A 26,020-nucleotide genomic window follows, 5' to 3' on the forward strand; every position below is an offset into this window, starting at 1 on the left:
CCCCCTGCCTACCCCCGCGACGCGCTGACGCGGGACGACGGGGTGGGCGGTGTCCGCAGGTCACATGACCTGCGGACACCGCCCTTGTGCCGGGCCGAGCGGCCGGAAGCGGCATAGCATCGGATGCGGGCAGCCCTCAGGCCCGTCGACCCCGCCACGCCACGCAGACCTCCCGGATCGCCACGCCGACCTCCGGAACACCACGCCGATCCCGGAACACCTCGAAGGGAACGCCCGCCATGGCCGAGGACAGCCGCGGGACCACGCCCGCGGCCAGCGTGTGGCTGCGGGAACGTCCGGCCGGGAAGCGCCGCAGCGAGCAGCCGGCCGGTCTGGACCGCGACAGGATCGTCGCGACCACCGTCCGGCTGCTCGACAGCGGCGGCCTCGCCACGTTCTCGATGCGCAGGCTCGCCGCCGAGCTGGGGGTGACCGCGATGTCCGTCTACTGGTACGTCGACACCAAGGACGACCTGCTGGAGCGCGTCCTGGACGCGGTGCACGGCGAGATCGAGCTGCCGCCCGAGGAGGCGGACGCCGACTGGCGCGACGAGGTGCGCGAACTCGCCCGCGGCTACCGGGCGATGCTGGTGGCCCATCCCTGGACGGCGCACCTCATCGGCACGTACCCCAACATCGGCCCGCTGGCGGCGGACTTCGCGAACCTCTCGGCGCGCGCCATGGCCCGATCCGGCCTGGCACCCGAGCAGCAGACCGGCGCGCTCGGCTGCGTCCTCCCGTACGTCTACGGCTTCGGCGCGGTCGAGGTTCGGTGGGGCGCCCAGCAGCGCGAGCGCGACTTCACCTTCGGGCTGGACTGCGTGATCGCCGGCATCGAGGCGATGCGCGACCGGCACCTGAGGACGTGAGGGCCTGAGGACCCGCCTCGCCGGGCCGCGGCACCGGAGCGGCGGGAAGGCCGCCGCGTAGGGTTTCCGCATGGCTCCCAAAACCATTGCCACCAACACCACGGCGTCCCTCGACGAGCTGCTGGCGTTCGTCCGGCCGCGCCACCGCGCGATCCTGCTCACCACCCGCGCGGACGGCCGCCCCCAGGGCTCGCCGCTGACCTGCGGCGTCGACGACTCCGGGCGGATCGTCATGTCGACGTATCCGGAGCGCGCCAAGACCGCCAACGCCCGCCGGGATCCGCGGACCAGCGTCATCGTCCTGTCGGACGAATGGAACGGCCCGTGGGTGCAGATCGACGGCTCGGCCGAGGTCGTCGACGCGCCGGACTCCGTCGAGCCGCTCGTCGAGTACTTCCGCAACATCTCCGGTGAGCACCCGGACTGGGACGAGTACCGGGCCGCGATGATCAAGCAGGGCAAGTCGCTGATCCGCGTCACCCCCGAGCGCTGGGGCCCGATCGCGACGGGCGGCTTCCCGGCCCGGCTCGCGTAGCGGCCCTACGCTGTCGGCAGCTCGGCCCCGCGTACCGCCTGGATGGCGAGTTCGACCTTCAACGTGGTGCCGATGGCGGCGATCCCGGCCTGGACGACCTGGTTGTAGTTCATCGCGAAGTCGGCGCGGCGCAGCTCGGTGGTGGCGCGGAAGGCGGTGCGCACACCGCCCCACGGGTCCGGTCCCGTACCGAGGTAGGCGAGGTCGAGGTCGACGGGCCGCGTCACGCCGTGCAGGGTCAGCTCGCCCTGCACGGTCCAGCGGTCCTCGCCGGCCGGCTCCAGGCCGCCCGTGCTGCGGTACAGGATCTTGGAGTGGGCCTCGGTGTCGAGGAAGTCGGGGGAGCGCAGGTGACCGTCCCGCAGGGTGTTGCCGGTGTCGATGGACGCGGCCTCGATGATGGCGACGACGGATGACGCGGCCGTCCGCCCGTCGATCTCGATCCGGCCGGCGAACTCCGTGAACCGGCCCTGCACGCTGGATATCCCGAGGTGCTGGGCGGTCGCGGTGACGGAGGAGTGCGCGGGGTCGATGGTCCAGGTGCCGGGCGGCGGCAGTTCGACGCCGCCCGCGCGGGAGAGGGTCACGGTGCCCGCGTCGGCGGAACCCGCCGCGGTGACGATCGCGGTCGAGGCCGCCGGGAGGTAGCCGATCGCGGTCACGATGGCGGTGTAGGCGCCGGCGGGCAGCGGTCCGGTACGGACGACGCCGTCGGCATCCGCCTCCCGGCGGTCTACTTGACTGCCCGTCATATCGGTGACGGTCAGCACCGCGTGCGACACGGCCCAGCCGTCCCTGGTGCGTACGCGGGCCCGCAGGCCGGGGCTGCTCATCGGGGTTCGCCTCTCGTGAAGTCCCGCCGGTGCCCGGGGGCCCCGGCTGTGGTGCGGTGATGCCGTTGATCGCCGGGCGGGCCCGTTGGACGAGCCCGCCCGGCTAGGACCTGTCGTCAAACTGGCGCCTGCCCGGCGGCGCCTGGCACGCACGCCGTCCCCCAGCTACCGCTGGGGGTGCCCCCAGTTGTCGGGCTCACCCCAGTACGTCCAGTACAGGGGCGACCCTCCGCCTTGCCGTCGCACGCACCAGACACCGCCGGGCCCGCCCTGCGGGCGGACGCCGCCAGTTTGACGACAGGTCCTAGGGGATCCGGCGCGACGGCCTCGGCCGTCCCCTGCTCCGGCCGTCGCTCCGGATCCCGGTTCCTCCGGACCGGCCCGCACCTCTCCGCAGGAGTGCGGGCCGACCGTCCGGAAGTCTGTCCCCCGGAGTCCGGGGGCCGTTCCCGTTACCCCTCGGGGTGGTTGAGCTCGACGTCGAACTCCTCGGCGCCGCGCCCCTGCAGGCTCAACGCGGTGGCCAGCGGCGGGTAACCGCTCGCGACGAGCGAGTACTCGCCCGCGTCGAGGTCCGTGAAGGCGTACGCGCCGTCCGCGCCCGTGGTCGTGGTGCCGGCCACGTTCCCCGCCGCGTCGACGAGGACGACCTTGGCGTCCGGCAGCGGCCGCCGGTCGGCGCCCGCCCGTACGACGCCGCGCACCTGTGCGCCGGGCTGCAGCACGACCTCGACGCGGGTGGCGCCGCTGCCGCCGATCTCGACGGGCAGCGCGGCCGGCCGGAAGCCGGGGGCGTTCACGGCGACGGTGAAGTCGCCCGCGGGCAGCTCGGCGAAGGCGAACGTGCCGCCGTCATCGGTCTTCCCGGTGCCCAGCACCTCGCCGCGCACATCGGTCACGACGACCATCGCCTCGACGACCGGCAGGCTGTCGATCGCGCCCAGCACGGTTCCGGCGAGTCCGCCGGCGCCGCTGAGCACCACGTCGAAGGGGAGTGCGGCGTCGCCGACCAGCACGGTCGCCGCCTGCGGCTGGTGGCCGTCGGCCGCCGCGATGAGGACGTACGAGCCGGCGCCGGGCGCCTGGAGGAGGTAGCGGCCGTCGGTTCCGGTGACGGACCTGCCCAACTGCTCTCCCTGGAGCGAGATCAGCGTGACCTTCGCGTGGTTGATGGCCGTGCCGTCGGTGATCTTGACGGTTCCGAACACGGCCGTGCCGTCGTCGCCGGGCCGGTCGTCCAGCACCGCCACCGGGGTCATGGCGGCCACCTCCTTGGCGAAGGAGGTCGCGGACACGGCTGTCCCCGCGCCGCCGGCGCGCTCGGTGCCGCCGGCCGGAGCGGGGGCCGCGCTCTGCTGCAGACCGCTGTTGGTCTTGAGCGCGACCTCCTTGACGAAGATGACCAGGAGGAGGGCGATGAGCGCGCACGGTGCCGCGTACAGGAAGACATCGCCGATGCCGCGCCCGTACGCGCTCTCCACGACGCCCCTGACCGGGGCCGGGAGCTTGGCCACGTCCGGGATGCCGCCACCGTCGCCGCCCTTGATGCCGAGAGCCGCCAGGCCGTCGGACACCAGGTTCGTGACGCGGTTGCCGAGGACGGCACCCAGCGCCGACACGCCGACCGCGCCACCGAGCGAGCGGAAGAACGTGACGAGCGAGCTGGCCGCGCCGAGGTCCGCCGGCGTGACCTGGTTCTGCACGGCGAGCACGAGGTTCTGCATCATCATGCCGACGCCGAGCCCCAGGAGGGCCATGTAGACGGCGACCTGCCAGTACGGGGTGTCGTAGCGCAGCAGGCCCAGCGTCGCCGAGCCGGCGGTGAGGAAGAGGCCGCCACCGACCAGGAAGCCCTTCCAGCGGCCGGTCCTGGTGATGACCTGGCCCGAGACGGTCGAGGAGATGAACAGACCCGCGATGAGCGGGATGGTCATCACGCCGGACATGGTCGGGGTCTTGCCGCGCGCCAACTGGAAGTACTGGCTGAGGAAGACGGTGCCGGCGAACATCGCGACGCCGACGAAGAGGGAGGCGATCGAGGTGAGGGTGATCGTCTTGTTGCGGAACAGCCGCAGCGGAATGATCGGCTCGGACGCCTTGGACTCGACCAGCAGGAAGACGAGGCCGAGCAGGAGGGCGCCGGGCACCATCACGTAGGTCTGCCAGGAGATCCACGCGAAGTTGGTGCCGCCGAGCGAGACCCAGATCATCAGCAGGCTGACGGCGGCGGAGATGACGAACGCCCCGGACCAGTCGATCTTGACCTTCCGCTTGACCACCGGCAGGTGCAGCGTCTTCTGCAGCACGATGAGCGCGATGATCGCGAACGGAACGCCGACGTAGAAGCACCAGCGCCAGCCGAGCCAGTCGGTGTCGACGATGACGCCGCCGACCAGCGGGCCGCCGACGGTCGCGACGGCGAAGACCGCGCCGAGGTAGCCGCTGTAGCGGCCGCGCTCGCGCGGGGAGATCATCGCCGCCATGATCACCTGGGTGAGGGCCGACAGACCGCCGGCGCCGACGCCCTGGAGCACGCGGCAGGCGATCAGCATGCCGGGGTTGGTCGAGAACCCGGCGATGATCGAGCCGAGCACGTAGATGACCAGGGCTATCTGGATCAGCAGCTTCTTGCTGACCAGGTCGGACATCTTGCCCCAGAGCGGGGTGGTGGCGGTGACCGCGAGCAGGGCCGCGGTGACCACCCAGGTGTACGCGCTCTGGCCGCCGCCGATGTCCGCGAGGATGGCGGGCAGGGCGTTGGAGACGATCGTGGACGAGAGGATCGCCACGAAGAGGCCGAGCAACAGCCCGGACAGCGCCTCCATGATCTGCCGGTGCGACATGGGGGCGGGGTGCCCGCCGTGGGCTTCCGCCTCCCGCACACCGGTGGGTGTGGTTGTAGCCATCTTCGTCCTTGTCAGTTCGCGTGTGTACGGGGTGGGTGGGGTGCGCCGGCCAGGGCGCCCGGGTCGGCGCTGTCGGCCGCGTAGGGCCGGGGGCGGCAGTCGCCGAAACTCAGGCGCATCCGCTCCAGCAGGCCGGACAGCTGGTCGACGTCGTCGTCGGACCAATCGCTCAGGTGGGCCGCCAGCACCTCGGCGGCGCGGTCGGAAGAGGCGGCCAGCACCTTTTCCCCGCGCGCGCTCAGGCGCAGCAGCCGGGATCGTCTGTCCAGGGCATCGGCCGTGCGGACGATCCAACCGCGCTCGGCAAGATGGGCGACATGTCGACTGGTGACCGATATGTCGATATCGAGATATTCGGCGAGCTTGCTCATGCGCATCTCGCCGTACCGGCCGAGTGCCATGAGCGCCCCGACGATCGCGGGCGGGGTCTCGGGCGGCAGCGCCCGGCCCACCTCCCGGCCGACGCCGACGACGACACGCAGCTGGCGTGCGAGCTCCACGCAGTGCTCCTTCGACGCCACAGCCCCGCCGATCCTCTCGTCGCCATTTGGTTGCCTTAAGCAACTGTAGGAGTGGTTGGTTGCTACAGGCAAATGAATTGGGTCCACATCGGGTCAAGAAAACCCAAAAGAACCGCCCGTCTCCGGCAAAGCGAGACGGGCGGCCCTTGCGTGAAATGTGCGCCTACTACGTCATAATCCCAGGTCAGACGGAGACGATCGTCAGAGGGACACGATCGTCAGGCGGACGCGGACGCGGCCGTCAGCCGGTTCAGCTGCTCCGGCGTCAGCTTCAGGTCCGCCACCGCCAGCAGCGCCGGCAGCTGCTCCACGGTGCGTGCGCTGGCGATCGGCGCCGCGACCGTCGGCTGCGCCGCCAGCCAGGCCAGCGCGACGGTCGGGACCTCGGCGTCGTGCGCCTGCGCGACCTCGTCCAGCGCCACCAGCACCCGCTGACCCCGCTCGGTGGCCAGGTACGTGCCCGCCTTGCCCGCCCGCGCGCTGTCCACCGCGACGCCCGCCCGGTACTTCCCGGTCAGGAAGCCCGAGGCCAGCGCGGAGTAGGGGACCGACGACAGGCCGTGCGAGGCGACGACATCGGCCGTCTCCGCCTCGTACTCCGTGCGCTCCACCAGGTTGTAGAGCTGCTGGAGGGCGACGTACGAGGCCAGCCCCTCGCGCTGCGAGAAGAGCAGCGAGGCGGAGAGCCGCTCCGGGGAGATGTTGGACGCGGCGATCTGCCGCACCTTGCCCTCGCGCACCAGCTCGTCCAGGGCGCCGATGATCTCCTCGACCGGGACCTGCGGGTCGTCGAAGTGCGTGTAGTAGAGGTCGATGTACTCGGTGCCGAGCCGGCGCAGCGACGCCTCGGCGGCGGCCCGGATGTTCCCGGCCCGCAGCCCCTTGAAGTCCGGGTGGCTGCTGACCTTGGTCGCGATCACCACCGTCTCCCGGTTGCCGCGGGAGGCCAGCCATTTCCCGATGAGGGTCTCCGACTCACCGCCCGAGTTGCCCGGAACCCACGCCGAGTAGGCGTCGGCGGTGTCGACGAAGTTGCCGCCCGCAGCCGTGTACGCGTCCAGTACGGCGAAGCTCTCCGCCTCGTCGGCCGTCCAGCCGAACACGTTGCCGCCGAGGGCGAGCGGGAAGACGTCCAGATCAGATGTTCCGATGCGTGCCATGGGCACCTTCAACCCGGTCGCGGCGGACGGTATTCCTGAGCAGGCCGAATGGTCCCGTATGCGCCGTGAGGGGATGGCTGGAGATACACCCGGGGGTGCCCGGGATTCCGCTTGTTCGCTAAGGTCGGGCAGCATGTCGAACCCTGAGAACAACTACGACCCCGCCGGCGACACCCAGATGTTCCGCGCCTTCGTCGAGGAGCCGCAGCAACTGCAGCAGCAGCAGGCCCAGACCGGGTCCGGCAAGCGCGTGGGCCTGATCATCGGCATCGTCGTCGCCGTCCTGGTGATCGCCGGCGTCGTCGCGCTCGCGATGCGCTGACGCACCGCCCGCCGGCAACGGCCCGGGGCACGTCGCTCACGCAAGGGTGACGTCCCGGGTCTCGATGTGCATGCCCAGCGGCACGCGCCAGGCGTCCACGCAGACCTCCCAGGACCGCGCCGTGGAGGCGCCGCCCGCCAGGGGCACCGGCACCGGCTTCGTGGTCTCGATCGTCGCCCAGTCGATGCCGAGGCCGCCGATGATGTGGGTGCCGAAGGTGACGTTGCCGGAAGTCGCCGCTCTGCCGCCGGAATTGGTGAAGGTGACCGTCACCTTCTCGCACCACCGGTCCGCGGCCGGAGCGCGCTTCGGCGTGCTCACGGTCAGCCGTGCGGGGGTCGCCGGCGGGGTCGTGTGCGGCGGAGTCGTTCCGGGTGGCACGGGCGTCGTCGGGCCACTGCCTCCCGGCGGTGATGTCCCGGCCGGCCCCTTCCCCGGCGCGGTGGAGCCGCCGTGCGCGGTTCCCGGGGTCGTACCCGGGCCCCCCGTCGAGCCGGGAGGTGCCCCGGTCGATCCGGGAGTCGAGTTCGGCGCCGAGCCGGGCGCGGACGGTGCGCCACTGCCGGGACCCGGCGGCGCGGGGCCGTCCAGCGGCACCATCACGACCGGTCCGACCGGCGGTACGTCCCCCGTCGCGCCGCCCTGCGAGGGACCGACCCCGCCGACCGCCACGTACCCGTCGTCGCCCGCCGCTCCGCAGCCGGCCGTCGTCATCGCCAGCAGCAGGACCGCGCCCACCGCCGGGACGGCGAGTGCCGCGCCCCGGCGGCCAGACATCCGTGCTATCGCGACCATCGCGCCAGTCTACTGACGGAACGTCAGCAGACTGGCGGGCCGGTCTATTCCGCTGTCAGGCCGTCCCGGAGCTGTGCGAGCGTACGGGTGAGCAGCCGGGAGACGTGCATCTGGGAGATGCCGACCTCCTCGCCGATCTGCGACTGCGTCATGTTCGCGAAGAACCGCAGCATGATGATCTGGCGCTCACGCGGCGGCAGTTGGGCCAGCAGCGGCTTGAGCGACTCGCGGTACTCCACGCCTTCCAGCGCGGTGTCCTCGTAGCCGAGGCGGTCCGCGAGGGTGCCCTCACCGCCGCCGCCGTCGTCCTCCGGCGGCGGTGAGTCCAGCGAGCTGGCCGTGTAGGCGTTGCCGACCGCGAGGCCGTCGACGACGTCCTCCTCGGACACGCCCAGGCAGACCGCCAGTTCGGCCACCGTCGGCGACCTGTCCAGCTTCTGCGCCAGCTCGTCGCTCGCCTTGGTGAGCGCCAGCCGCAGCTCCTGCAGCCGCCGCGGCACCCGCACCGACCACGACGTGTCGCGGAAGAACCGCTTCACCTCGCCGACGATGGTGGGCATCGCGAACGTCGGGAACTCCACGCCGCGGTTGCAGTCGAAGCGGTCGATGGCCTTGATCAGGCCGATCGTGCCCACTTGGACGATGTCTTCCATCGGCTCGTTGCGGCTGCGGAAGCGGGCCGCCGCATACCGAACAAGTGGCAGATTCAGCTCGATGAGCGTGTCACGCACATAGGTTCTCTCCGGACTGTCCTGGGCCAGTTCCGCAAGGCGCAGGAACAGCGAACGGGACAGCGTGCGGGTGTCGATGGCTTCGCCGGTGCGTGCATCGATTGGTGCGCTGGTACGGCGCACCTGAGGACTGCCCACCTGAACGGACATGCCACCCCCTTGAGGTCGCGGACGGGTGTCGCGAACGACGGTTTGTTCCTCCACCTGAATACCGGAGGCCGGGTCGCGACAAACGCGGTTCCTGCAGAATGTCACATGTCGGCAACACGCTGTAGCGCCAAGTCGACATATTTCCGCAGGACGGTTCCTCCTCAAGGGTTACGCTTCGAGCTGGTTTGCGGACCTCAGCCGGGCGAAGCTGCGGGAGAGCAGCCGGGACACGTGCATCTGCGAGACGCCGAGCTCGGCACTGATCTGGGACTGCGTCAGATTGCCGAAATACCGCAGCATCAGGATCCGCCGCTCCCGTTCGGGCAGTTGTACGAGCAGGTGCCGGACGAGGTCGCGGTGTTCGACTCCGACGAGCGCCGGATCCTCGTACCCGAGCCGGTCCAGCAGCCCCGGAGCCCCGTCGCCCTCCTGTGCGGCCTCCAGCGAGGTCGCGTGGTACGCCCGCCCCGCCTCCAGACAGGCGAGCACCTCCTCCTCGGCCAGCTTCAGCCGCTCCGCGATCTCCCCGGTCGTCGGCGAACGGCCGTGTAGCACCGTCAGGTCCTCGATCGCCCCGCTCACCTGAACCCACAGCTCATGGAGCCGGCGGGGCACGTGAACGGTCCGCACGTTGTCCCTGAAGTAACGTTTGATCTCCCCCACCACGGTGGGCATGGCGAAGGTCGGGAACTGCACCCCGCGCTCCGGATCGAACCGGTCGATCGCGTTGATCAGCCCGATGGTGCCGACCTGGACGACGTCCTCCATGGGCTCGTTCCGGCTGCGGAAGCGGGCCGCCGCGTAGCGGACGAGGGGCAGGTTGACCTCGATCAGCGCGGCCCGTACGCGTGCGTGTTCGGGCGTCCCGGGTTCGAGTTGGGAGATCTCCTCGAACAGCACGGTCGTCAGCGCCCGCGCCTCCAGGGCGTTGGCATTGGGCGTACTCGTCCTACTGCGGGCGAAAGTTGTTGACGCCGTTCGGGCCGACACGGACACACCACCCCTCATCGGTCCACTCATCCGGCAAAAGCGGTCATAGCATCACAATTCATGTGCACTGTACGCAAGCACCTAATAACGCCGTGTTGAGCGGTGAGTTGACCGTGACGGGACGCGACAAAGCCCCCCGACCGGTGGGCGGGGGGCTGGGCGACAGGCCGTGTGACCGGCGGGGGGACCGGCCGGGACGGGTGGAGGGGCCATCGGGCGGGCCCGCGGGCCCGCACCGTCAGAAGGGGTAGTCGGCGATCACCCAGGTCGCGAATTCACGCCACTGGCCCGCCGCCGCCTGGTGTGCGGGGTGCTCCAGATACGTCTTCAGGTCGGCGGCGTCCGCGACCGACGAGTTGATCGCGAAGTCGTAAGCGATCGGCCGGTCGGTGATGTTCCAGCCGCACTCCCACGAGGTCAGCTCGGGAATCAACCCGCCGAGCTCCTCGAACGCCCGTGCTCCGGCGACGACCCGGGACTCGTCCCGGCCGACCCCGTCTCCGAGCTTGAACAGAACCAGATGGCGGATCACGCGGAACTCCTCACCGGCACCATGCCGGTCAGTTGACCAGCTCGTGCATGAACTCTCCGATACCCCTCGCGGCGTTCGAAATGCCCTCGAACCCTACCTGCACAAGATCAGCGGCGCGCGCCGGCTGCGTGATGATCGTGTACAGCACGAAGACAACGAGAACGTACATAGTGACCTTTTTCGCCTGCGCCATGCCCCTTGCCCTCCCCGGCAGCAGTCGACAGCCCCCAGCCGGCTGCCTGAGCGTGCGATCGGTGGAGTCTATCCATCGAACGGCCCAATGAGCGGCCCGCCAGCGGTCCAACCGGCGCTTTAGGCGGAACGTCCCCAAGATCGCCGCCCACCCGCCGCGCCATCGCCACCGCGCACGACAGACCTCGGTGAACGACGAAAGCCCCGCCTCGTGAGAGGCGGGGCTTTCGTCGTCATGCTCAAGAGCGGTAGCGGTGGGATTTGAACCCACGGTGAAGTTGCCCCCACACACGCTTTCGAGGCGTGCTCCTTAGGCCACTCGGACACGCTACCGAGAGAGAGCTTAGCCCACGGGAGGCCGTGCTCCGAAATCGTCTGAGCGGAAGAAGTGGGTGAGGAGGGCGGCGCACTCCTCGGCCAGTACACCCTGGATGACTTCGGGGCGGTGGTTCAGGCGGCGGTCCCGGACGACGTCCCACAGGGAGCCCACCGCGCCGCCCTTCTCGTCCAGCGCGCCGTACACGACACGGTCGAGGCGGGAGAGGACGATCGCGCCCGCGCACATGGTGCACGGCTCCAGCGTGACGACGAGGGTGCAGCCGGTCAGCCGCCACTCTCCCGCCCGTCGCCCACCACCACCCGTGTCCGAGCCGCTTCGCGGCGTCCCCCTCAATGCCTTCGCGGCATCGCGGATCGCGAGGACCTCGGCGTGGGCCGTCGGGTCACCGGTCGCCTCGCGTTCGTTGCGGCCCCGGCCGATGACCACGCCGTCCGGGGAGAGCACGACCGCGCCCACCGGCACATCGCCGGTGCGCGGGGCTAGCCCGGCCTCTTCCAGGGCATGGCGCATCGGCCCGGTCCACGGATCGCGCAGCGCGTCGCGCGGGGGACCGGGCGGGGGTGGGTGGGCGCTCAGCGGACCGCCTCCAGCACGTCGGCACAGCCGATCGCCTCGGCGATCTCACCGAGCGCCTCGCCGGTGAGCGCGCCGTCGCCGCTGAGGTCCAGCAGCTCCTTGTCGCTCATGCCGAGATCGGAGAGCAGGCCGGCCTCGCCGAGCGGGCCGGCCGGCACGTGGTCCTCGGCCGGGCCGGGGACCACGTCCTCGTCACTGTCGTCGTCGCCGTCCTCGGTGCCGTCGAGGTCGACCAGGTCGAGGGGGTCCTCGGGGTCCCGGCCGAGTAGTTCGTCGGTGAGCAGGATCTCCCCGTACGAGCTGCGGGCCGCCGCGGCGGCATCGGACACATAGATCCTGGGGTCCTCCTCGCCATCGACCCGGATGACGCCGAACCAGGCATCCTCCTGCTCGATGAAGACCAGAACCGTTTCCTCCTCGGCGATGGCCGCACGGGCCAGGTCGCTCAGGTCGCCGAGGGTTTCCACATCGTCGAGATCAGGTTCGCTCGCTTGCCAACCGTTCTCGTTGCGCGCGAGCAGTGCGGCGAAGTACACCGGGACTCTCCCACAGGTCTCAGGCCGTCCGGACCGGGCGGGGAGTACCCCACCCACTCGGCATCGTGGCAGAAACCTGGGCTTTGCGAAGGGTCTTCCGCAGTCCGACGTGCCAGGTCTTCATCACGTCCGGCTCCGGAAGCCCTCGCCGGCCACCCTCTCGAGGCGTCCTCAAGCCCGCCCCCGCAGCGATTCCGGGGCGTTCGGCAGGGGCGGGACGACTACCAGCGGAAGGTGCGCATTCGCATGGCCTGCCGCATCCGCGCCGCGCGCGCCCTGCGCGGCTGGACGCGCTCGCGCAGCTCCTTGGCCTCGTTGAGCTCGCGCAGGAACATCACCCGGCGTCTGCGGCGCTCCGCGTCGCGTTCCTCCTGGGTCTTGCGTTTGCTCTGTTTGTCCAGCTTCGTGCGGCTGGTCGGCTTGTTCTGCGCTTTCGGCTGACCGGGGTCTCCCGGCTTGTCACCGCTCTTGCTCGGCTCCGGCATGTGCACCACCCGTGGGGGGTCGGGTCACCCGGGGGCGCTCCGGGCGTATGTGCACAGTTTCCCTCTACCGGGCGGTTTGATGCCTGCCGGCGGCGAGAGGGGGCGGTGGCCGGGAGCGGCGGCGGGGACCCCTGGGACTCGGTTAATGTCGAGTGCATGCGGATCCACGTAGTCGACCACCCACTGGTCGCGCACAAGCTCACCACCCTGCGCGACGAGCGCACCGACTCGCCGACCTTCCGTCGGCTGGCCGATGAACTCGTCACTCTGCTCGCCTACGAGGCGACCCGTGACGTGCGTACCGAGCAGGTCGACATCCGGACCCCGGTCGCTCCGACCACCGGCGTCCGGCTCTCGTACCCGCGCCCGCTCGTCGTCCCGATCCTGCGGGCCGGTCTGGGCATGCTGGACGGCATGGTGCGCCTGCTGCCGACCGCCGAGGTCGGTTTCCTGGGCATGATCCGTGACGAGGAGACCCTGGAGGCGAAGACGTACGCCACCCGGATGCCGCAGGACCTCTCCGGGCGCCAGGTGTACGTCCTCGACCCGATGCTGGCGACCGGCGGCACGCTCGTCGCGGCCATCAACCTGCTCATCGAGCGCGGCGCGGACGACGTCACCGCGATCGTGCTGCTCGCGGCGCCCGAGGGCATCGAGATCATGGAGCGGGAGCTGGCCGGCAAGCCGGTCACCGTCGTCACCGCCTCGGTCGACGAGGGGCTCAACGAGAACAGCTACATCGTCCCGGGCCTCGGCGACGCGGGGGACCGGCTCTACGGGACCGCCGGATAGTCGAACAGCCCCCTTCCCCCGTACGCGAGGAGCCCCGGACCTGAGTGGTCCGGGGCTCCTTTTCCGTTCCGGGTCCTGTCCTGGGCGCCGGAGTGGGGGATGGACGTTCTAGCAGCTCGGCGAGGGTGCCGGGGTCGGGGTGGCCACGGCGGTCAGGGCCTTCGCGGCGTCCTTCGGGTCGGCCAGCTTCGTGTAGGCCGTCCCGATCACCAGGTCCACGGCTGGCCCGGCCCGCTTCGGGTCGATCTTCACCGTGGAGCCGGCCACCTGCGTGCTGACGACCCGTGCCGCCCGCTCACCGGCGGGACCGGCCACGATCAGCGCCGGGACGGCGACCTTCTTCTCGTACTCGAACGGGGCGTTGCTGAACTTGATGACGTGGAAGCCGCGTTTGGCCAGCTCGTCGGCGGTGACCCGGGCCAGACCGCCCTTCGGCGTCGCGTTGAAGACGGTGAGTCCGATCGCGGCCGGCGGGGGCAGCGGGGCGGCCTTGCCGGTCGGCTTCGGCGTGGCGGCGGGCGTCGGCTTGCAACTGGCCGGGGCTGGGTGGGCCTGGGCGGGGCCTTTGCCGCTGCCGCCGGTGAAGACGTCGATGAGTTGCACCGTCCCCCAGCCGAACAGGCCGAGTACCACGACCGAGGCGACGACGGCCAGGACGATGCGGCCGCGTCGTCGCGGGCGACCCAGTCGTGGGTACTGGTTTCCGGTGATCCGGTACTTCCCGCCCATGCCGGAAGGGGTGAGCATGCTCATGGGCGCAGCGTAGTGCGCTCATCGCCGGAGCGTACTAAATGATCATTGAATGGCGGAGTGCCGAACCCGAAAGGGCGAACTCCGGCCCCCGAACAGCGGTCAGCCCGGCAGTGGCCGGCCCGGCAGTGGCCGGCCCGGTAGCGGGCAACCCGGCAGTGGTCAGCCCGCCGGGCCCGGTGTCCCGGTCAGTCCATCTCCAGGACGCGGGCATGCAGAACCTGGCGCTGCTGCAGCGCCGCTCTGACCGCCCGGTGCAGGCCGTCCTCGAGGTACAGGTCACCGTGCCACTTCACGACGTGCGCGAAGAGGTCGCCGTAGAACGTGGAGTCCTCGGCGAGCAGGGTTTCCAGGTCGAGCTGGCCCTTGGTGGTGACCAGTTGGTCGAGGCGTACCGGACGCGGAGCGACATCCGCCCACTCTCGCGTGCTGACCCGGCCGTGGTCGGGGTACGGCCGCCCGTTTCCGATGCGCTTGAAGATCACACGGAAAGCCTACCGGGCAAGCCCGTGCGGGCGCAGCAGTGGCGGAGGAGTGCAAAGGTGGTATTTACGTCGATAGCCGGACCTAGCGGGAGCCTGTCATGACCGATCCGCAAGCCCAGGCGGCACTTCCGGCCGATCCACCCGCGAATTCACCCGTCGGCGCGTCGCCCGCGCCGTCCGCCGGTCCGCCCGCCGCTGCGCCGTCCGGAACACCCGCCGACGCTCCCCGCCCCGCCACCGATCTGCCGGGCCCCGCCGCCGCGATCCTGGCCGGCTACACCTTCACCGGCCCCGCGCTCGACCTGGGCGCGCTGCTGTGGGACGGCACCTGCCACGCCGACGCGCAGATCCGGATCCCGCTCGGCATGCTCAACCGGCACGGCCTCGTCGCGGGCGCCACCGGCACCGGCAAGACCAAGACGCTGCAACTCATCGCCGAGCAGCTGTCGGCCAACGGGGTGCCGGTCTTCCTCGCCGACATCAAGGGCGACGTCTCCGGGATCTCCGCACCCGGCCAGGCGAACGACAGGGTCGCCCAGCGCACCGCCGAGGTCGGCCAGAACTGGGCGGCGTCCGGCTTCCCGGCCGAGTTCTACGCGCTCGGCGGTGTCGGCGCCGGCATCCCGCTGCGGGCGACGGTCACCGGCTTCGGTCCGATCCTGATGTCGAAGGTGCTCGGGCTCAACCAGACGCAGGAGCAGTCCCTTGGCCTGGTCTTCCACTACGCCGACACCAAGGGCCTGGAACTGGTCGACCTCAAGGACCTGCGGGCCGTCATCGCCTTCCTCACCTCGGACACCGGCAAGGGCGAGCTGAAGAACATCGGCGGCATCTCGTCCGCCACCGCGGGCGTTCTGATGCGGACCCTGACGGCGTTCGAGGCGCAGGGCGCCGAGTCGTTCTTCGGCGAGCCCGAGTTCGACACGGGCGAACTGCTGCGGACCGCGCCGGACGGACGCGGCACGGTGTCGGTGCTGGAACTGCCGGCCGTCCAGGACCGGCCGCAGCTCTTCTCCACCTTCCTGATGTGGCTGCTCGCCGACCTCTTCCAGGACCTCCCGGAGGTCGGCGACCTCGACCGGCCCAAGCTGGTGTTCTTCTTCGACGAGGCCCACCTGCTCTTCAACGGCGCGTCGAAGGCGTTCCTCGACGCCATCACCCAGACGGTGCGGCTGATCCGCTCCAAGGGCGTCGGCATCTTCTTCGTCACCCAGACCCCGAAGGACGTGCCCTCCGACGTCCTCGCCCAACTCGGCAACCGCGTCCAGCACGCCCTGCGCGCCTTCACCCCCGAGGACGCCAAAGCGCTCAAGGCGACCGTCTCGACGTTCCCCAACTCCGCCTACGACCTCGGTGAGCTGCTGACCGCGCTGGGGACCGGCGAGGCCGTCGTCACCGTCCTCAGCGAGAAGGGCGCGCCGACCCCGGTCGCCGCCATCCGGCTGCGGGCCCCGCAGTCCCTGATGGGGCCCCTCGACGCGCCCGCGATGGACACGGCCGTCAAGTCGTCGCCGCTCTTCTCCCGTTACGCGCAGGCCGTCGACCGCGAGTCGGCGTTCGAGAAGCTCAACGCGGCTGCCGACGCCGTCGCCATGGCCACGCCCGCGGGGGCGGAGCCCGCCGGTGCGCCCGCCGAAGCGTCGGGGAAGCATGAGCCGTCGGGGAAGGCGGCAGGGAAGGCGCCCGCCGGGGAGGAGAGCGTCGTGCAGCAGGTGATCGGCAGCGGTGTCTTCAAGTCGCTGGCGCGTTCGGTGGGCACCCAGCTCGGCCGCGAGATCAGCCGCTCGCTGTTCGGCACGCGCAAGCGCTGACCCACGACCGGCGCCCCTCCACGTCCTCCTGACGCCCTCCAGACGTGCTCCAGAAAAGTATTCGGGTTTCCCTGTCAACCGGATGTGGGGTCCCAGGCGTATGCCTGGTGAGTCCGCGGAGAATCTGGAGTGAGTGTTGACCGTCGAGGAGTTCGAGGAGTTCTACGCGCATGCGGTGGGACGCCTCACGGGTCAGCTCTACGTGATGCTCGGCGACCTGCACGAGGCGCAGGACGTCGTGCAGGAGGCCTTCGTACGCGGTTGGAGCCGGCGGCGGCAGTTGGACGGCGACGGCGCTCCGGAGGCCTGGATCCGTACGGTCGCCTGGCGGCTCGCGGTGAGCCGCTGGCGCGGGCGTCGGCGCTCCGACGACGCCTGGCAGCGGCACGGCGGCGCGCAGTCCGTCGAAGGGCCGGGCCCCGAGCCGGTGGCGCTGGTGTCGGCGCTGCGCGAACTGTCGCCGCGGCAGCGGCGCACGGTGGTCCTGCACTACGTCTGCGATCTGTCCGTGGACCAGATCGCGGCCGAGACGGGCGTCTCCAGCGGCACCGTCAAGACGCATCTGCACCGGGGGCGGGCGGCGCTGGCCGACCGCCTGACGGACACGACGGACACGACGGATCCGGCCGATCGGAGTGATCGGACCGGTCCGACGGATCCCATCGCTTCGCATCGTTCGCACGATTCGCACGCCGAGGAGGCTCCCGGTGCCTGAGCGCCACGACCCCCGAGACCCGCTCAGCTCCCACCACCCGGACGCGCCCGAGGACGCGCTGGCGAGCGCCCTCAAGAACGCCGCCGCCGCCGGGCAGACCGCGGCGGCCCCCGCCCCCGTCGCCACGATCATGGCGCGCGGCGACCGGGTCCGGCGCCGCCGGACCGTCGCGTACGCGGTCGCCGCCTGCCTGGCGGTCGGGGGGACGGGCCTCGTGGCGGCGGCCGTCCTGCCGTTGGGCGGCGGGGCGGTCGTGCCCGCGACGACGCCCTCCGGCTCGGACCCCGACCGGGAGACGCCGAGTCCGCGGCGGTCCGGCGCGGAGCCGACCGCATCGGGATCCCGGTTCAGCGGCACGCCGACCGGGACCGGAACCACCGGAACGGGCCACGGTTCGGCGACCAACGCGCCGACCTCCGGCACGGAGACCACCGGGCCCGGCGGCCCTGCCGCCCGTACGACCACCTCGGTCCCGCCGCCCGGCAGCACGCTGGGCGGCGCGGCGCACTCGACGACGCTGCGGACCACCGCACCAACCGACTGACCCCGGCCACCGCGCGCCGAGCCCCGTCACCGCGTCACCCGTTCGATCCCCACCACCGCACCACCCGGCTGACTCCCACCACCCCTTGAACGACCCGGTCGCGCCACCGGGCGATCCCGCACGCCCCGAAGCCCCGACATGTCCCTGTCCCATCCCTGCCCGGTCCCTGTCCGGTCCCCCTCACGCCCTCGTCCCGCCCCTGTCTGGAGCCGCACCATGTCCGTCGTACCTGCCCCGCGGACGCGGGGGGCCGAGGCCGCAACCGGGTTCGGAAGCGAAGCCGCGGTGGACCCGCGCCGCCTGCTGCCGTCCCCCCGGCGGGGGGACGGCGGCCGCCCGCGGGAGGGCCGTCCGCCGGCGCGTTCGGCCGCGCGCCGGCTGCTCTCCTCCGTCAGCGCCACGGACCGCGCGGTGCTGACGCTCTATCTGCTCACCCGGATCGGCATCTGGGCCACCGCCTACTGCACCGGCTGGCTGTTCACCGGGGACGGCCGCGCCAAGGAGGCCCCTCCGCTGCTCTCGCGGTGGGAGCAGTGGGACTGGTCGTACTTCGTCCGCATCGCCGAGTACGGCTACTTCGGCAGCCCGGACGGGTCCGACGCCGCCCCTCAGGACAACCGCGAGGCGTTCTTCCCCGGTCTGCCCCTGCTGCTCCGTGCCGTGCACACCGTCGTGCCCGACTGGACGGTGGCGGGCCTGCTGATCTCGTTCGTCGCCGGGGCTGTCGCCGTCCTGGCCCTCGCCCGAACAGCCCGCCTCCACCTGGCTGAACCGGCCGGGACACAGGCGAAGGGCGGTTCGCGCGAGGGCGACGCGGGTGAGCGCGCGGTGTTCTTCCTGCTGCTGTCTCCCTGCGCGGTGTTCCTGGCCGTCGGCTACACCGAGGCCCTCTTCCTGGCCCTCGCCATGCCCGCCTGGCTGGCGGCGAAGAAGGGCCGCTGGCCGTCGGCGGCGGTCCTGGCCTGCTGCGCCACCACCGTCCGGATCAGCGGGCTGTTCCTCGCGGCCGCCCTGGCCGCCGAGTTCCTGACGAGCACGGCGGCGGCCCCCGCGTCCGACCGCCTCCGGCGCCTGCGCGTGCTCCCCTGGCTGGCCGTCCCCGCGCTGCCCGCGCTCGCCTACACCTGGTACCTGCAGGCCAGGACCGGCGACTGGATGGCGTGGAAGCACGCCCAGGAACGCGGCTGGTACCGGCAGTTCCACTCCCCGTGGGAGGCCTGGCAGAACACCTGGGACTCGGCGTTCTCGCACACCCAGACCACCGGATACGCCCTCATGTTCCGGGCCGAACTCGTCGCCATGGTGCTCGGCCTGCTCGTCCTCGCCCGTCTCCTGCAACGGCGGCGGTGGCCGGAGGCGGTCTATCTCGCCCTCACCCTCTGGGCGCTCGGCACCTCGTACTGGTACATGTCCATCCCCCGCGCCACCCTCCTGTGGTGGCCGTTGTGGATCGGACTCGCCCGGTGGTCGCTGCGCCGCCCCTGGATCCGCACCGCCCACCTCTGCGTGTCCGCACCCCTGATGACCGTCTTCGCCGTGGCTTTCGCCTCCGGCCGCTGGGCCGGCTGACACCCGCCTCCGGCCGTCGGGCCCGCCGAGTCCTCGATCCGGCCGGCCGCGGGATCATCCAGATGGGGACGATCCGTGCCGATGTCCTCTACGATCGCGAATCCGAACGCCCAAGTGCGACACGGTGCACTGACGGTGTCGGACGGGCGCGTAGGAGGCAGTTTTGGAGCGAGGCACCCCCCTGCTGGCCGTGCGCGGCACCTCCAAGCGGTTCGGTGCCGTACAGGCGCTGAGCGAGGTCGACCTCGAGATCCACCAGGGCGAGGCGATCGGCCTGATCGGGGCCAACGGAGCCGGCAAGTCCACCCTGGTCAAGGTGATCGCGGGGGTGGAACCGGCGGACAGCGGGGTGATCGAGTGGAAGGGCCGGCCGGTCGACCTCCGCACGCCGCTCGACGCGCAGAAGCTCGGCATCGTCGCCGTCCACCAGGACCTCTCGCTCTGCGACAACCTCGACACCGTCGAGAACCTCTTCCTCGGCCGTGAGATCCGCCGCTTCTGGAGGCTCGACGAGGTCGAGATGGAGCAGCGTTCCCGCACGCTGCTCAACGTCCTGTCCGTCCGCATCCCCAACCTGCGCGTCCCCGTCGCCTCGCTCTCGGCCGCGCAGCGCCAGGGCGTCGCCATCGCGCGGGCGCTGCTCGGGAAGCCGGAACTCGTCATCCTGGACGAGCCGACCGCCGCGCTGGGACCGCAGCAGGCCGCCGTGGTCCTCGCCATGGTCCAGCGGCTCCGCGACCAGCGGCTCGGCGTGCTGCTGGTCAGCCACGAGATGGAGGAGGTCCGAGCGGTCACGGACCGCGTGGCGGTGCTGCGCGTCGGCCGCAACACCGGCTTCTTCGAAACGAAGTACACCACCCAGGAGCAGATCGACTCGGCCGTCACGGGCAACCAGGCCGCGGCCGTCACCCTGCAGCAGAGCCTGCTGCCGCACGGACTGCCCGACCAGGACGCCCTCGACGTCGCCTCCCGCTACCTGCCCGCGCGGGCGGGCGTCGGCGGCGACTGGTTCGACGTCATCCCGCTGCCGGGCGCGCGCGTCGCGCTGGTCGTCGGGGACATCGTCGGGCACGGAATGCACGCCGCCGCCACCATGGGGCGGCTGCGGACGGCGGTGCACAACTTCTCGATGCTGGACCTGCCGCCCGACGACCTGCTGGCGCACCTCGACGACCTCGTGAGCCGGATGGACAAGGACGACGCGGTCCCGGGCGGCGGCGGGACCCCCGCCGCCGGCGCCACCTGCCTGTACGCGATCTACGACTCGGTCTCGCGGCGCTGCGAGCTGGCCCGCGCCGGCCATCTGCCTCCCGCGCTCGTCCACCCCGACGGGACGGTGGAGTACCTCGAGGTACCGCCCGGCCCGCCGCTGGGCCTGGGCGGCCTGCCCTTCGAAGCGGTGGAGCACGAGCTGCCCGAGGGCAGCAAGCTGGTCCTCTACACGGACGGACTGGTCGAGGACCGCACACGGGACATCGACGTCGGGCTCGAACTCCTCCGCACCGCCCTGTCAGGCCCCGACCGCGACCCGGAGCAGGCCTGCGACGCGGTGCTCGACGCGCTGCTCCCCGCGGAACCGAAGGACGACGTCGCGCTGCTCATCGCCCGTTCCCGTGCGCTGCCGGAGGACCGGATCGCCCGCTGGTCCGTACCGTCGGAACCGTCCGCGGTCTCCGCCGTACGGGCCGCCGCGGTGGCGCAGCTGGAGCGGTGGGGGCTGGACGAGCTGGCGTTCATCACCGAGCTGATCCTCAGCGAGCTGATCACCAACTCCATCCGCCACGCGGCCGGGCCGATCACAGTCCGCCTGCTGCTGGACCGCACCCTGATCTGCGAGGTCGCCGACACCAGCAGCACCGCCCCCCACCTGCGCTACGCGGCCACCACGGACGAGGGTGGACGCGGCCTGTTCCTCGTCGCCCAGCTGGCTGAACACTGGGGCACCCGCTACACCAGCGACGGAAAGATCATCTGGTCGGAGCAGCGCATTCCCCCGGGGCGGGTGCTGGCGGAGCGCGGGTCGGCGGAAGGTGTGGCTCGGTAGCGGAGCTCGGTTGCGCGAGATCGGTAGCGGGGGTCGGTTACGCGGGGCTCACCCGTGCGTGGCGCACCACCGCGCGGCCCCCGGCGGTGACGGACGGCGACGGACGGTGACGGGCTGGGGACGCCCCGGCGTCAGGCTCGGTGTCAGGCCCGGTTTCGTGCCCGGCGGGCCACTCCCGTCCCTCCTGGTTCGCCTTGACACCCCTGGTGGGCGGGCGTACAGAGAAGAGATGCGTCAGGGTGTGCCGGCGGACCCGCGAGGGACGCAAGTGACCGGCAGTACCGCGGCGACGCGCACCGGGATCGATCCGGATGGTGTCCGCCGTTTTCGGCGCGCCCCCGAACCCCCGCAGCCCCCGCAGATCCCGGGGGACAGCGCTTTCCCCGCCGAACCGCCCGCCGCGAACCAGGAGCGGGACGATCTGCTCGCCGCCGCCGTGCGGAAGGTGCTCAAGGACACCGACGCCTACAGCGGCCTGGTGTACCTGCGCTCCCGTGACCGTCGCTCGCTGGTGCTGAGCACCGTCGCAGGGGTCCCGGTGTCGGCGCTGGGCGCGTTCCGCCGCGTCTCCGTGCACAGTCCGCTGCCCGCTCCGATGGCCTATCGCACCGGGCGCAGTGTCTGTCTGTCGGGGACGGAGGAGACGCTGCGGCGTTTTCCCCAGCTGCTGGTGGGCCTGCCGTACTCGTTCGCCTCCGTCTGCGCCCCGATCGTCTCGGGCCCGGAGACCTACGGCGTGCTGTGCGGGCTCTGGACGCCGTCCTCCACCGGTCTGCCGACGAGCGCCCGGCGGCATCTGCGGGCCACCGCCAACCGGCTGGGGGGCCAGCTCGCGGAGCTGGCCGCCAGGGGGGACCGGGTGGAGGGTGCGGGCGACACGGCGGTGGTCGAGCTGCCCACCGCGCCGGGCACGGCCATCCGGCTCGGGCTGTTCGACTGGAACCTCGCCACCGGCACGGTCTCCGTCGACGAGGAGCTGGGCGCGATCCTGGGCTGGACCCCCGAGCAGTTCGACGGCCGGGCCGAGACCGTGGCCGCCCGGCTCCATCCGGACGACCTGCCGGGTTTCTGTTCGGCCGCCCGCGGCGCGCTGACGGAGGGCCGGGTCCTCGCCATGCGGCTGCGGGTGACGGCCGGGGACAACCGGTCGCGATCGGTCGAGGTGCGGGCCCGGGCGTCCGAGGCGGCGGCCGGTCGGTCCCCGGACCACCTGGTGGGCACCGTCCTGGACACCGGTACGGGGGTCGCGGCCGCCGAGGCCGTCGAGCGGCTGCGGCAGGGGATCTTCTCGCTCGACCCGGACGGCCGGATCACGTACGCGAACCTCGGCGCCGAGCTGCTGCTGGGCGCCCATCGCGAGGAGATGCTCGGGCGGCACCTGTGGGACTGCCTCGGCTGGCTCTCCGACCCCGCGTACGAGGACCGCCACCGGTCGGCGATGATCTCCCGGCAGTCGACCGCGTACCTGGCCTGCCGCCCGCCCGACCGCTGGCTGTCCTTCGCCTTCTACCCGGACGCGCACGGGGTCACCGGCACCGTGATCCCCGCCGCCGGACCTCCCAAGCGCCACGGCAGAGGGCACGCGACCCCATCCCGCACAACCCTGCCCGCCACGACGACCCCACCCGCCACCACCCCCCCCGCCACGACGCCCCCGCCCCCCGCGACCTCACCCTCCGCGACTCCGCCCGTCGCCTTCGAACCGCCGACGCCCGCGCGGCGCGCCGGCGTCGGCGCCATCTACCGCCTGCTGCAACTGGCCAGCACGCTGACCCAGGCCGTCACGGTCCACGAGGTGTGCACGGCCGTCGCGGAGCAGATCCTGCCGGCCTTCGGCGGCCAGGAACTGGCGATCTACGTGGTCGCCGGGAACCGGCTGGACCTTGCCCACCAGGTCGGCTACCCCGAGGCGTTCCTGGACCGTTTCGAGGGCACGCCGATGGGGGCCCGGCTGCCCGGAGTGGAGGCGCTGAGCACCGGTGCGCCGATCTTCTTCTCGTCCGTGGACGAGCTGGCCCGCGCCTACCCCGGGATCCCGCTCGACGAGATGTGCGCCTGGGCCTTCCTCCCGCTGATCGCCTCCGGGCACCCCGTCGGCAGCTGCATCCTGGGCTTCGACGAGCCGCACCCGTTCACGTCCGAGGAACGTGGAGTACTGACCGCGCTGGGCGGCCTGATCGCCCAGGCGCTGGAGCGCGCCCGCCTGTATGACACGGAGTTCGCCCTCGCCCGCGGCCTGCAGAACGCGCTGCTGCCCCACCGGCTGCCCAAGGTGCCGGGCGTCTCCATCGCGGCCCGCTACCTGCCGGGGACGCAGAGCATGGAGATCGGCGGGGACTGGTACGACGCCATCGTCACGGCACAGGGACTGTGCCTGGTCATCGGCGACGTCGAGGGCCACAGTGTGGCCGCCGCCGCCACCATGGGGCAGCTCCGCAGCGCGGTGCGGGCCTTCGCCACCAGTGGCTGCGAGCCGAACGAGGTGCTGGTCCGCACCAACCGGCTGCTGGCCGACCTCGACCCCGATCTGCTCGCCAGCTGCTGCCTGATCCAGCTGGACCGGACCGCGGGACTGGCCCGCATCGCGCGCGCCGGGCACCTCCCGCCCCTCCTGCGGCACGCCGACGGCCACACCGACGTGCTGGAGTGCCCCGGCGGCGCCCTGCTCGGCGTCGATCCGCTCACGGAGTACCCGATCAGCGAGCTGCGGCCGCCGCCGGGATCGGTGCTCGCCCTGTACACCGACGGCCTGGTGGAGGAGCCGGGGACGTCGATCGACGAGGGCATCGACCGTCTGCGCGTCTCGCTCGCCCACGCCGACGCGAGTTCTCTGGAGGAGCTCGCCGACCGGCTCCTGAGCGACGCCCGCCGCTCGACGCACCGCGCGGACGACGTGGCGCTGCTGCTCACCGCCTTCGACGCGGAGCAGTGACGCGGAGCAGTGACGCGGAGCAGTGAAGCGGCCGCGGATGCTCGCACGCTCGCGGAAATCACGCACCAGCACCGTCCAAGCGGGTGAACGGACTCGCCGGGGCGTTCGACGACCGGCCTCGACGCGGTATGCCTCCCCGTGCTGATCGCACGCACTGATCACACGTACTGAGTGACCGTCAGAAGTCGGCTGGTGTAAGCCCGGCCCTGCACTGGAGGGTTCATTGAGATCGATTCCGCGAGGCCGCCGTACCTGGGCCGGCATCGTCACCACGGTGATGGCCATGGTCGCGACAGCGGGTGCGGCGGCTCCGCCCGGGCATCACGACAACCTCGGGCCGGAGATCGCGGCGATCATGAGCAAGCCGGCCTACGAGCACGCCCAGTGGGGCTGGCTCGAGGTCGACGGCTCGACCGGGCGCGTCGTCCACTCGCAGTACCCGGACCAGTTCTTCATCCCCGGCTCGACGGCCAAGCTGATCAGCGTGTCGGGCGCCTGGCACGCGCTGGGCGGGGACCACCGGTTCACCACCCCGGTGCAGGCCCTCGGCAGCCGGGCCGGAGGCGTCCTGACGGGCTCGCTGGCGCTGGTCGCGCAGGGCGACCTCACCATGGGCGGCCGTACGAAGCCCGACGGCTCCGTCGCCTACACCGCGATCGACCACACCTACGCGAACGACGTACCGGGCGCGACGCTCACTCCCGAGAACCCGCTCGCGGGCCTCGACAGGATCGCCCACCAGGTGCGCGGTTCGGGCATCACCAAGGTCCAGGGCGACGTCGCCATCGACTCCCGGCTCTTCTCCGCCGCCTCGGCCCCCGAGCTGGACCCGACCCCGACCCCGCTCATCATCAACGACAACGTCATCGACCTGCTGACCACGCCCACCACCCCGGGCCACCCCGCGCAGCTCAGCTGGCGGCCCCAGGTCGCGCCCTACCAGGTGACGTCAACCGTGAAGACGGTCCCGGCGGGCGGTACGACGAGCATCGCGGTCACCACCTCGCCGGACGGCACCCGCATCGGCCTGTCCGGGACGATCGCGGCCGGCGCCGCGCCGGAGCTGCGGATCTCCCCGGTCAAGAACCCGGACACGTTCGGGCGCACGGCCCTGATCGAGGCACTCGCCAGGGCGGGCGTCACGGTCACCGCACGGCCGACCGGGCCCAACCCGACCGGCCTGCTGCCGCGTTCCTACGACGGGACGAAGCGCGTCGCCGCGTACGTGTCCCCGGTCTTCGCCGAGTACACGAAGCTGATCTTCAAGGTCAGCCACAACCTCGGGGCGAACCTCGCGATCTGCCTGATGGCCGTCACGGCCGGCAGCCACCAGTGCGCGGACGGCTTCCCCGTGCTGCGTGACTTCCTGCGCGGGGCCGGCATCGACCCGACACAGGTCCAACTGCTCGACGGCCGCGGCGGCGACCCGAACGACCGGGTCACCCCGCGGGTGGAGGACGAGCTCCTGCACTACTGGCAGACGACCCCCGAGGCCGACCGCTTCCGGAAGGCGCTGCCGATCATGGGGGTGGACGGCTCGCTGGCCTGGGTCTGCGACGGGTCTCCCACCTGCCCGGGCAAGGGCAAGGTGTGGGCCAAGACCGGCACCGCGGTCGGAGGCGACGCCGTCAACCAGCGGCTGGCCGTCGGCGGCCTCACCATCGGCGGCTACCTCGCCGCGGGCCACGGCCGGCTGAACACCTTCTACCTGGCCGTGAACGGGGCCTCCACCCCGGACATCAACGGAGTCATCGACCTCGGCAACGACCTGGCCCGCATCGCGGGCCTGCTGCAAGAGCAGGCAGAGGCCAGAAGCCGCCCATAGCCCCTGCGCCCGAACGGAAGCCCGGACCACGCCATGGTCCGGGCTTCCAGCGGTTATGACGTCACTTCAGAAAGCGTTCG

25 protein-coding genes and 1 tRNA gene are annotated in these 26,020 nt (G+C 71.7%); 11 read left to right on the forward strand and 15 right to left on the reverse strand.

Going from position 1 to position 26,020, the window contains the following annotated elements:
- Positions 1 to 239 precede the first annotated feature (239 nt).
- Positions 240 to 869, forward strand: a complete 630-nt coding sequence (locus O3X23_RS29580; RefSeq protein ID WP_269274856.1) for a TetR/AcrR family transcriptional regulator — start codon at positions 240 to 242, stop codon at positions 867 to 869.
- Between the two features lie 70 nt (positions 870 to 939).
- On the forward strand, positions 940 to 1,404 hold the full coding sequence (locus O3X23_RS29585) for a PPOX class F420-dependent oxidoreductase (RefSeq protein ID WP_269274858.1): 465 nt from the start codon (positions 940 to 942) through the stop codon (positions 1,402 to 1,404).
- 5 nt (positions 1,405 to 1,409) lie between these two features.
- Here O3X23_RS29585 and O3X23_RS29590 read toward each other — a convergent pair whose 3' ends face one another.
- The 4 genes from O3X23_RS29590 to O3X23_RS29605 all read right to left on the reverse strand — a co-directional run bounded on the left by O3X23_RS29590 (position 1,410) and on the right by O3X23_RS29605 (position 6,824).
- On the reverse strand, positions 1,410 to 2,237 hold the full coding sequence (locus O3X23_RS29590) for a YceI family protein (protein WP_269274860.1): 828 nt from the start codon (positions 2,235 to 2,237) through the stop codon (positions 1,410 to 1,412).
- A gap of 452 nt (positions 2,238 to 2,689) precedes the next feature.
- Positions 2,690 to 5,143, reverse strand: a complete 2,454-nt coding sequence (locus O3X23_RS29595) for an MFS transporter (protein WP_269274862.1) — start codon at positions 5,141 to 5,143, stop codon at positions 2,690 to 2,692.
- Positions 5,144 to 5,154: 11 nt separating this feature from the next.
- Entirely contained in the window at positions 5,155 to 5,664 is a 510-nt protein-coding gene (locus O3X23_RS29600; protein WP_443048009.1) for a MarR family winged helix-turn-helix transcriptional regulator, read from the reverse strand.
- A 218-nt stretch (positions 5,665 to 5,882) separates the two neighbouring features.
- Positions 5,883 to 6,824 carry an aldo/keto reductase gene (locus tag O3X23_RS29605; protein WP_269274865.1) on the reverse strand — a complete coding sequence of 314 codons (942 nt, stop codon included), beginning with the start codon at positions 6,822 to 6,824 and terminating at the stop codon, positions 5,883 to 5,885.
- Positions 6,825 to 6,957: 133 nt separating this feature from the next.
- On the opposite strand from O3X23_RS29605, the gene O3X23_RS29610 reads away from it, so the two are divergent.
- A complete protein-coding gene (locus tag O3X23_RS29610; RefSeq protein ID WP_269274867.1) occupies positions 6,958 to 7,146 on the forward strand; it encodes a hypothetical protein in 189 nt (62 codons plus the stop codon).
- A 36-nt stretch (positions 7,147 to 7,182) separates the two neighbouring features.
- Here O3X23_RS29610 and O3X23_RS29615 read toward each other — a convergent pair whose 3' ends face one another.
- The 9 genes from O3X23_RS29615 to O3X23_RS29655 all read right to left on the reverse strand — a co-directional run bounded on the left by O3X23_RS29615 (position 7,183) and on the right by O3X23_RS29655 (position 12,473).
- The gene (locus tag O3X23_RS29615; protein ID WP_269274869.1) at positions 7,183 to 7,941 is read right to left on the reverse strand and encodes a hypothetical protein; all 759 of its coding nucleotides are present in this window, start codon (positions 7,939 to 7,941) and stop codon (positions 7,183 to 7,185) included.
- Positions 7,942 to 7,985: 44 nt separating this feature from the next.
- Entirely contained in the window at positions 7,986 to 8,822 is an 837-nt protein-coding gene (locus tag O3X23_RS29620; RefSeq protein ID WP_269274871.1) for an RNA polymerase sigma factor SigF, read from the reverse strand.
- 168 nt (positions 8,823 to 8,990) lie between these two features.
- Positions 8,991 to 9,818 (reverse strand): RNA polymerase sigma factor SigF, encoded by an 828-nt coding sequence (locus tag O3X23_RS29625; RefSeq protein ID WP_269274966.1) that lies wholly within the window; start codon positions 9,816 to 9,818, stop codon positions 8,991 to 8,993.
- 232 nt (positions 9,819 to 10,050) lie between these two features.
- Complete coding sequence (locus O3X23_RS29630; protein ID WP_269274873.1) at positions 10,051 to 10,344, reverse strand: Dabb family protein; 294 nt, start codon at positions 10,342 to 10,344, stop codon at positions 10,051 to 10,053.
- A 28-nt stretch (positions 10,345 to 10,372) separates the two neighbouring features.
- On the reverse strand, positions 10,373 to 10,537 hold the full coding sequence (locus O3X23_RS29635; RefSeq protein ID WP_187144938.1) for a hypothetical protein: 165 nt from the start codon (positions 10,535 to 10,537) through the stop codon (positions 10,373 to 10,375).
- 245 nt (positions 10,538 to 10,782) lie between these two features.
- Positions 10,783 to 10,869, reverse strand: a tRNA-Ser gene (locus O3X23_RS29640).
- Positions 10,870 to 10,879: 10 nt separating this feature from the next.
- Positions 10,880 to 11,386, reverse strand: a complete 507-nt coding sequence (locus O3X23_RS29645; protein WP_443048010.1) for a nucleoside deaminase — start codon at positions 11,384 to 11,386, stop codon at positions 10,880 to 10,882.
- Between the two features lie 62 nt (positions 11,387 to 11,448).
- Positions 11,449 to 11,988, reverse strand: a complete 540-nt coding sequence (locus O3X23_RS29650; protein WP_269274876.1) for a tRNA adenosine deaminase-associated protein — start codon at positions 11,986 to 11,988, stop codon at positions 11,449 to 11,451.
- A 221-nt stretch (positions 11,989 to 12,209) separates the two neighbouring features.
- Positions 12,210 to 12,473, reverse strand: coding sequence for a hypothetical protein (locus tag O3X23_RS29655; protein WP_269274878.1), 264 nt, complete (start codon positions 12,471 to 12,473; stop codon positions 12,210 to 12,212).
- Positions 12,474 to 12,629: 156 nt separating this feature from the next.
- Here O3X23_RS29655 and upp point away from each other — a divergent pair, with 156 nt between their 5' ends.
- Positions 12,630 to 13,265 (forward strand): uracil phosphoribosyltransferase, encoded by a 636-nt coding sequence (upp, locus tag O3X23_RS29660; RefSeq protein ID WP_269274880.1) that lies wholly within the window; start codon positions 12,630 to 12,632, stop codon positions 13,263 to 13,265.
- A gap of 108 nt (positions 13,266 to 13,373) precedes the next feature.
- Here the strand turns inward: upp and O3X23_RS29665 are convergent, their stop codons facing one another.
- Both O3X23_RS29665 and O3X23_RS29670 read right to left on the reverse strand, forming a co-directional pair.
- Positions 13,374 to 14,018 carry a LytR C-terminal domain-containing protein gene (locus O3X23_RS29665; protein ID WP_269274881.1) on the reverse strand — a complete coding sequence of 215 codons (645 nt, stop codon included), beginning with the start codon at positions 14,016 to 14,018 and terminating at the stop codon, positions 13,374 to 13,376.
- Between the two features lie 185 nt (positions 14,019 to 14,203).
- A complete protein-coding gene (locus O3X23_RS29670; RefSeq protein WP_138356234.1) occupies positions 14,204 to 14,500 on the reverse strand; it encodes a type II toxin-antitoxin system VapB family antitoxin in 297 nt (98 codons plus the stop codon).
- Positions 14,501 to 14,598: 98 nt separating this feature from the next.
- Here O3X23_RS29670 and O3X23_RS29675 point away from each other — a divergent pair, with 98 nt between their 5' ends.
- The 7 genes from O3X23_RS29675 to dacB all read left to right on the forward strand — a co-directional run bounded on the left by O3X23_RS29675 (position 14,599) and on the right by dacB (position 25,940).
- Positions 14,599 to 16,311 carry a helicase HerA-like domain-containing protein gene (locus O3X23_RS29675; RefSeq protein ID WP_269274883.1) on the forward strand — a complete coding sequence of 571 codons (1,713 nt, stop codon included), beginning with the start codon at positions 14,599 to 14,601 and terminating at the stop codon, positions 16,309 to 16,311.
- 136 nt (positions 16,312 to 16,447) lie between these two features.
- Positions 16,448 to 17,026, forward strand: coding sequence for a SigE family RNA polymerase sigma factor (locus O3X23_RS29680; protein WP_269274885.1), 579 nt, complete (start codon positions 16,448 to 16,450; stop codon positions 17,024 to 17,026).
- A complete protein-coding gene (locus O3X23_RS29685) occupies positions 17,019 to 17,570 on the forward strand; it encodes a hypothetical protein (protein ID WP_269274887.1) in 552 nt (183 codons plus the stop codon). The genes O3X23_RS29680 and O3X23_RS29685 overlap by 8 nt, the downstream gene beginning before the upstream one ends.
- Before the next feature lie 216 nt (positions 17,571 to 17,786).
- The gene (locus O3X23_RS29690; protein WP_269274889.1) at positions 17,787 to 19,139 is read left to right on the forward strand and encodes a mannosyltransferase family protein; all 1,353 of its coding nucleotides are present in this window, start codon (positions 17,787 to 17,789) and stop codon (positions 19,137 to 19,139) included.
- A gap of 190 nt (positions 19,140 to 19,329) precedes the next feature.
- Positions 19,330 to 21,183 carry a SpoIIE family protein phosphatase gene (locus O3X23_RS44325; protein WP_443048014.1) on the forward strand — a complete coding sequence of 618 codons (1,854 nt, stop codon included), beginning with the start codon at positions 19,330 to 19,332 and terminating at the stop codon, positions 21,181 to 21,183.
- 268 nt (positions 21,184 to 21,451) lie between these two features.
- Entirely contained in the window at positions 21,452 to 24,115 is a 2,664-nt protein-coding gene (locus O3X23_RS29705) for a SpoIIE family protein phosphatase (protein ID WP_269274891.1), read from the forward strand.
- A 283-nt stretch (positions 24,116 to 24,398) separates the two neighbouring features.
- A complete protein-coding gene (gene dacB, locus O3X23_RS29710; RefSeq protein WP_269274893.1) occupies positions 24,399 to 25,940 on the forward strand; it encodes a D-alanyl-D-alanine carboxypeptidase/D-alanyl-D-alanine endopeptidase in 1,542 nt (513 codons plus the stop codon).
- Positions 25,941 to 26,020: the final 80 nt, after the last annotated feature.

The organism is Streptomyces sp. H39-S7 (assembly GCF_027158205.1).
Lineage (GTDB): Bacteria > Actinomycetota > Actinomycetes > Streptomycetales > Streptomycetaceae > Actinacidiphila.

Excerpts from the sequence above, each read along its gene's own strand:
- O3X23_RS29580 (WP_269274856.1), top strand. The coding sequence starts at position 240 with ATGGCCGAGGACAGCCGCGGGACCACGCCCGCGGCCAGCGTGTGGCTG.
- O3X23_RS29585 (WP_269274858.1), top strand. The coding sequence starts at position 940 with ATGGCTCCCAAAACCATTGCCACCAACACCACGGCGTCCCTCGACGAG.
- O3X23_RS29590 (WP_269274860.1), bottom strand. The coding sequence starts at position 2,237 with ATGAGCAGCCCCGGCCTGCGGGCCCGCGTACGCACCAGGGACGGCTGG.
- O3X23_RS29595 (WP_269274862.1), bottom strand. The coding sequence starts at position 5,143 with ATGGCTACAACCACACCCACCGGTGTGCGGGAGGCGGAAGCCCACGGC.
- O3X23_RS29605 (WP_269274865.1), bottom strand. The coding sequence starts at position 6,824 with ATGGCACGCATCGGAACATCTGATCTGGACGTCTTCCCGCTCGCCCTC.
- O3X23_RS29610 (WP_269274867.1), top strand. The coding sequence starts at position 6,958 with ATGTCGAACCCTGAGAACAACTACGACCCCGCCGGCGACACCCAGATG.
- O3X23_RS29615 (WP_269274869.1), bottom strand. The coding sequence starts at position 7,941 with ATGGTCGCGATAGCACGGATGTCTGGCCGCCGGGGCGCGGCACTCGCC.
- O3X23_RS29620 (WP_269274871.1), bottom strand. The coding sequence starts at position 8,822 with ATGTCCGTTCAGGTGGGCAGTCCTCAGGTGCGCCGTACCAGCGCACCA.
- O3X23_RS29635 (WP_187144938.1), bottom strand. The coding sequence starts at position 10,537 with ATGGCGCAGGCGAAAAAGGTCACTATGTACGTTCTCGTTGTCTTCGTG.
- O3X23_RS29645 (WP_443048010.1), bottom strand. The coding sequence starts at position 11,386 with ATGCGCCATGCCCTGGAAGAGGCCGGGCTAGCCCCGCGCACCGGCGAT.
- O3X23_RS29655 (WP_269274878.1), bottom strand. The coding sequence starts at position 12,473 with ATGCCGGAGCCGAGCAAGAGCGGTGACAAGCCGGGAGACCCCGGTCAG.
- upp (WP_269274880.1), top strand. The coding sequence starts at position 12,630 with ATGCGGATCCACGTAGTCGACCACCCACTGGTCGCGCACAAGCTCACC.
- O3X23_RS29665 (WP_269274881.1), bottom strand. The coding sequence starts at position 14,018 with ATGAGCATGCTCACCCCTTCCGGCATGGGCGGGAAGTACCGGATCACC.
- O3X23_RS29675 (WP_269274883.1), top strand. The coding sequence starts at position 14,599 with ATGACCGATCCGCAAGCCCAGGCGGCACTTCCGGCCGATCCACCCGCG.
- O3X23_RS29690 (WP_269274889.1), top strand. The coding sequence starts at position 17,787 with ATGTCCGTCGTACCTGCCCCGCGGACGCGGGGGGCCGAGGCCGCAACC.
- dacB (WP_269274893.1), top strand. The coding sequence starts at position 24,399 with ATGGTCGCGACAGCGGGTGCGGCGGCTCCGCCCGGGCATCACGACAAC.